General features: G+C 34.4%; 8 protein-coding genes. 5 read left to right on the forward strand and 3 right to left on the reverse strand.

All coding sequences use genetic code 11. The features are described 5' to 3' along the window. Positions 1-60 precede the first annotated feature (60 nt). From GJU39_RS23020 to GJU39_RS23035, 5 genes are all read left to right on the forward strand, one after another. Positions 61-513 (forward strand): hypothetical protein, encoded by a 453-nt coding sequence (locus tag GJU39_RS23020; RefSeq protein WP_154283335.1) that lies wholly within the window; start codon positions 61-63, stop codon positions 511-513. 516 nt (positions 514-1,029) lie between these two features. After that, on the forward strand, positions 1,030-1,194 hold the full coding sequence (locus GJU39_RS24370; RefSeq protein ID WP_407946901.1) for a DUF6688 family protein: 165 nt from the start codon (positions 1,030-1,032) through the stop codon (positions 1,192-1,194). Positions 1,195-1,265: 71 nt separating this feature from the next. Next, positions 1,266-1,580 (forward strand): hypothetical protein, encoded by a 315-nt coding sequence (locus GJU39_RS23025; protein ID WP_154283336.1) that lies wholly within the window; start codon positions 1,266-1,268, stop codon positions 1,578-1,580. Positions 1,581-1,599: 19 nt separating this feature from the next. Beyond that, positions 1,600-1,833, forward strand: a complete 234-nt coding sequence (locus GJU39_RS23030; protein WP_154283337.1) for a hypothetical protein — start codon at positions 1,600-1,602, stop codon at positions 1,831-1,833. A 192-nt stretch (positions 1,834-2,025) separates the two neighbouring features. Continuing rightward, a complete protein-coding gene (locus GJU39_RS23035) occupies positions 2,026-2,781 on the forward strand; it encodes a toxin-antitoxin system YwqK family antitoxin (RefSeq protein WP_154283338.1) in 756 nt (251 codons plus the stop codon). Positions 2,782-3,369: 588 nt separating this feature from the next. Here the strand turns inward: GJU39_RS23035 and GJU39_RS23040 are convergent. From GJU39_RS23040 to GJU39_RS23050, 3 genes are all read right to left on the reverse strand, one after another. After that, on the reverse strand, positions 3,370-3,588 hold the full coding sequence (locus GJU39_RS23040) for a KTSC domain-containing protein (protein ID WP_154283339.1): 219 nt from the start codon (positions 3,586-3,588) through the stop codon (positions 3,370-3,372). A gap of 165 nt (positions 3,589-3,753) precedes the next feature. After that, positions 3,754-3,996, reverse strand: a complete 243-nt coding sequence (locus tag GJU39_RS23045) for an ATP-binding protein (RefSeq protein ID WP_154283340.1) — start codon at positions 3,994-3,996, stop codon at positions 3,754-3,756. A gap of 65 nt (positions 3,997-4,061) precedes the next feature. Then, positions 4,062-4,361, reverse strand: a complete 300-nt coding sequence (locus GJU39_RS23050; RefSeq protein ID WP_154283341.1) for a hypothetical protein — start codon at positions 4,359-4,361, stop codon at positions 4,062-4,064. Positions 4,362-4,402 lie beyond the last annotated feature (41 nt).

Here is a 4,402-nt window from a genome sequence, read left to right on the forward strand (position 1 = left end):
GGACCTTATTAAATTAACTCGGCTAAGGGGGGCTTTTTAAAGTGGTGAAGAGGGGTCAATTTGAAGCGGTTTATCCAATATGAACTGGGCATACGAAATTTAAATAGCAGCCAGCTGGCTACCCTTTCACAAATAGAACTGTTGCTGACGGATGAGCCTGTAATTGCGGCTACCGCAGCCATAAATCTTAAAGCCGGCCAGACAAATACAGCCATGCTTAAAAAAATGGAAAAGCGCTTAGAAAAAGCAAACTTCGATTGCATCAAGCTGAAACGTAAACTCGATATCCTACAAAGCAATTATGCGCAAAACCAGCGTTTATGGCATTTAATTTCTATCCTAAAGGCTAAATCGCAAAGCGGAACCCAATTAATGGCTTATTTAGATGTACTCGAAATAAAATGCCTTGAAAAAAGTGAAGCTTGCAGTTTGGATCAACAGACAACGGTTACGCTTAATATAAGTTTGTTAGAATTTGAGCAAGAAGCGCTAAGGAAAATTATAGAAAGTTAGGTGTATTGAACTGTTTTATTTATTGTAGCATAGCTACCTGGCCAATATGATGTTAAAAAATATAACTTAAAAAGAATCAGTGTTTAAGATAAGAAAAACAAAAATCACCCCATTTTTTATATTAGGTTTAATGGCATTATTGGGCCTAATCGTGTCTTCAGTAATCATGATTAATCAAAATGGAATGAACCAACAGTTGCAAGGTTGGGTAAATCTACTTTGGTTACCCTTACCAATGATCATCATCATTATAGACAGGGTCTGTATAAGAAAATACGATTTAAAAAAAGTAAACAAAACGGAAAGCTATATTTTGGGTAGTTTGATTTTGCTTTTACTAATCAATTACGTACGAATACAATCACAACTATAAAAAAGCTAAACCATTATAGACTGAAAGACCATAGGTTTGAGTAAAGCAAGAATGAAATTCTTTCCTTCAAAAATTAAAATAACAACTCGTCCTTTCGACTGGAGCCTGAAGAAATCTTTGAACCAGGCTCAAAAAGTTCGAAGATTTCTGCGCTACGGTGGAATAAATACGGCTATCTATTATCTAAAAAGATTATGACGCCAGAAAGTTCTAACTTGGTATACCGATTGATGAAACTCCTGGAATATTTATTTCTGACTTTATTATATTTTTGCTGTAGAAAGCCAGAAGAAAAAATAAGTAAATAATATGCAATTTAGGAGAACTCCTAAGGTTTGCGAAGTCCTCCAATAGCTTTTTAAACAAATATTTAAATTATATGATGTACAAAATTCTGATTTTCACATTGCTCTCGTTTGTCAACCCAATACAATCTATATCTCCAAACAAAGTAGAGGTTTATGAACATGTTGTTGGCCTGAATAAAATGACCATCAGCGGAATGGTTTCAAGAGTTAAAAGTTACCAAACTTTTGATCATAGTTATTACTTTATTTACATCGATCATAAAATCATTAAAATTTCTGATAAAGCGTATAATAAAGGCGTAATTATAGGCGAAAAGCACAGTTTTACAGGCTTAAGAAAATTAGCACCTAAAGAGTATTTAAAGTATAATTTATTTAGAAAATAGTAAAACCAACGAGTGGAGGATGATGAGAAACTACTCGCTTTGCGACCCTGAAGATGTTGGAGACGATGTGGTACTCGCCTGGGATGAGCAAAATCCAATAGCGATGAAAAAAGTTTTTGAACACTATCTGAATTTGTTTGGCGAAGCTAAAGTTAGGCTTTACACTGTTTCTAAACAGTTAGATGAAGTTTTAAAAATAGATAAAAATTTGTTCAGAGAACGCACATCGTTAGCGTATTATCAATCTCAATAAATGCGCTTAAAACACTTAGCTTAGTTTACTGATTTTAATTCCTTGCAATTAATTTCATAATGAACGAATAATCATAGATTATTATGGATGATAGCTAAAACTTAACGAATAAGAAAAGCCTCGTGAACTATATTTTGTTATTGTTTACCTTTAAATTACTACATCAAGCCAATTAACGAAACTATATCACTTATGAAAGAAATAGCTAAAATAACCGCAGTACTATTGCTGATGTTGACGTCAACCTTTACTTACGCACAAATTCCTGAAGAAATACAATGGAAACATTTGCTTAAAACTTACAACGCAGATAGTAGCGATTTGACGTTAAGTTTAAACGGAAAAAACCTGAATGGCAAATATAAAATCCCTTTGGATGAAAAAAGTTACGCCCTTTACACAATCAAAAACGGAATGATTACTGGTGATGCTTTTTGGTACACCAATGGTGGACATTTAGAATGCAAGCTCGTTTATAAACGTGGCGTTCGTAATGGTTTAAAAGAGAATTACGACCATGATGGAAAGGTTTGGCTTCGCCAGGAATACAAGGATGGAAAGCAGGATGGTTTAAGTGAAATGTACAGCAACGGGCAACTCAACAATAAATCTGAATATAAAAAAGACAAAAAAGATGGCAAGCAATTAAGCTACAGCAGTGGCAAAGTGCTTTCTGAAACTGAATATAAAGATGGCTTGAGAGATGGCATGAGTAAAACTTACGGTTTGGACGGGAAGCCAGTTTCAGAAATTAATTATAAAGCAGATAAGCAAGATGGTTTAACCACTATGTATGCAATGGGCAACAAAACGATGGATTTTGTATTTAAAGGTGGAAAGAAACATGGCATTGGGCACATGTATAAACCAGATGGTTCCCTTGTTTTTACGAGTTATTATCTTAACGGAGAAAAAGTGAGCAAGGATGAATTTGAAAAATCTTTTTAGAAAAGAAAGTCTTGCACTAAAAGGGCATCGTTTCAACTCACGAATGAGACCAATGAAAAACCAGTGGATTGATCCGTAAATCCTTATCTAACCTATTCGGAACCTTTCTGAAATGTTTTTAATAGCTGTTTTCCAAGGAATCTTCCGCTTCTCCGCCTGGATGAATAGTAATGCTGTGCGCATGGCCGAGTGCTGAATAACCAAATAATAAAAAATACTTTTCAGCTATTATAGCTACTGCAGCTATCCTTTTTATATCCTGAAGAGACTGGGCATAGACTATGCAGCGTTAAAAGGAAAATTTCGCGGCAAGATGGGCTGGCCCTTTTGGATTTTGCAATGTGGGTTACCAATCGTATACCGTTGGTTTGGCCCATCCAAATCGCTGAGCACTTTGGTGATGACTTATATGATCTGCCCTTCCGTAAATTCTTGCTTTTGGTGTTTTTGATACAGGGCAAGAAGTATCAGCCCATCTTTTTTGTTGGGGATGAGCTGATAATAGCGTGGCTTTGCTTCGGAATAGAGATCGATTTCTTTGCATTATCTGATTTCTTTTGCTAAAGCTTTTTTTAATAAAAACGATATTTACTCTGATTTTTCATACGGATATGCCCCTTTAATATTCCTTGCTAAATAAGAGCCTACAGAAGGAGCATCTCTCAATGCTTCAAACTCCATACGACCCACCCCAGAATAATCATAAGTGGTTCCATTTAAAAACCATACCCTCAATGTTTCGGATTCTTCATGATATCCAATTGCTTCAACGTTTGATGATGACACATACTGTTTTTCGATTTCCATTTTTTCTTTGTTTTTATGTTAATTAAATTTTCTATTTTTCAATCTTAAAATTAATTCTTCATATTCCTTTGAATCAGGTTTTTCAAGTATCCACCTCTCAGATACCAAAGGATCACGACCTTTAGGTGCATATGCTATTTATCAAATTTGAATCGTGAAGGATTCTTAATGACTTCTCCTATGATTAATCCCTCTCCAGTTCTTAAGCTTAATAACAGAGAAACCAAATCGTTTGAATCTATTTGGCATTACGCTACCAACATGCCCTCTGTCTTTTACATTTGTCATTCTCAACGCTATCAACGTTCCAAATTGACTTAAAATAGTTTCATCTAGTTCAGAGGGTCTTTGAGTTATTAATAATAATTTAACTCCATATTTTATTCCCTCTTTAGCAATAGTTTGCATAGTTCAAAAGAATTTGTTGAATTCCTCTTATAAATTATCTTGGGTCGTGACCTTTTTCCATATATTTAGTTGTTGTTTAATCTATTAAAAGCATCTATTATTCTTGTGTTTATCATTCCAGCATTTTCTATATATCTTAATATCATTTCTCCAGAATCGCTTCCTTTATCAGATAGTATGTTATATGTTATGGGATTTTGTATATGCTCTCTAACTTTATCTTTTAATAACCTTTGAAGTTTTGGATAAAATTTTTCGTTATTATTGGCAAAGCGATTGTTGGGAATAGAATTCTTAAGGTCATCAATCTCTTCAGTTGAAACTGTAATTGGATAAACCGCTTCAAATTGACCCCTCTTCACCACTTTAAAAAGCCCCCCTTAGCCGAGTTAATTTAATAAGGTCC

The sequence above is a fragment of the Pedobacter petrophilus genome, from assembly GCF_009674725.1.
In the GTDB taxonomy this organism is placed as follows: Bacteria; Bacteroidota; Bacteroidia; order Sphingobacteriales; family Sphingobacteriaceae; genus Pedobacter; species Pedobacter petrophilus.

Bases quoted from the DNA above. Each gene is read 5' to 3' on its own strand.
- GJU39_RS23045 (WP_154283340.1), bottom strand. From the start codon at position 3,996: ATGCAAACTATTGCTAAAGAGGGAATAAAATATGGAGTTAAATTATTA.
- GJU39_RS23030 (WP_154283337.1), top strand. From the start codon at position 1,600: ATGATGAGAAACTACTCGCTTTGCGACCCTGAAGATGTTGGAGACGAT.
- GJU39_RS23040 (WP_154283339.1), bottom strand. From the start codon at position 3,588: ATGGAAATCGAAAAACAGTATGTGTCATCATCAAACGTTGAAGCAATT.
- GJU39_RS23025 (WP_154283336.1), top strand. From the start codon at position 1,266: ATGATGTACAAAATTCTGATTTTCACATTGCTCTCGTTTGTCAACCCA.
- GJU39_RS23035 (WP_154283338.1), top strand. From the start codon at position 2,026: ATGAAAGAAATAGCTAAAATAACCGCAGTACTATTGCTGATGTTGACG.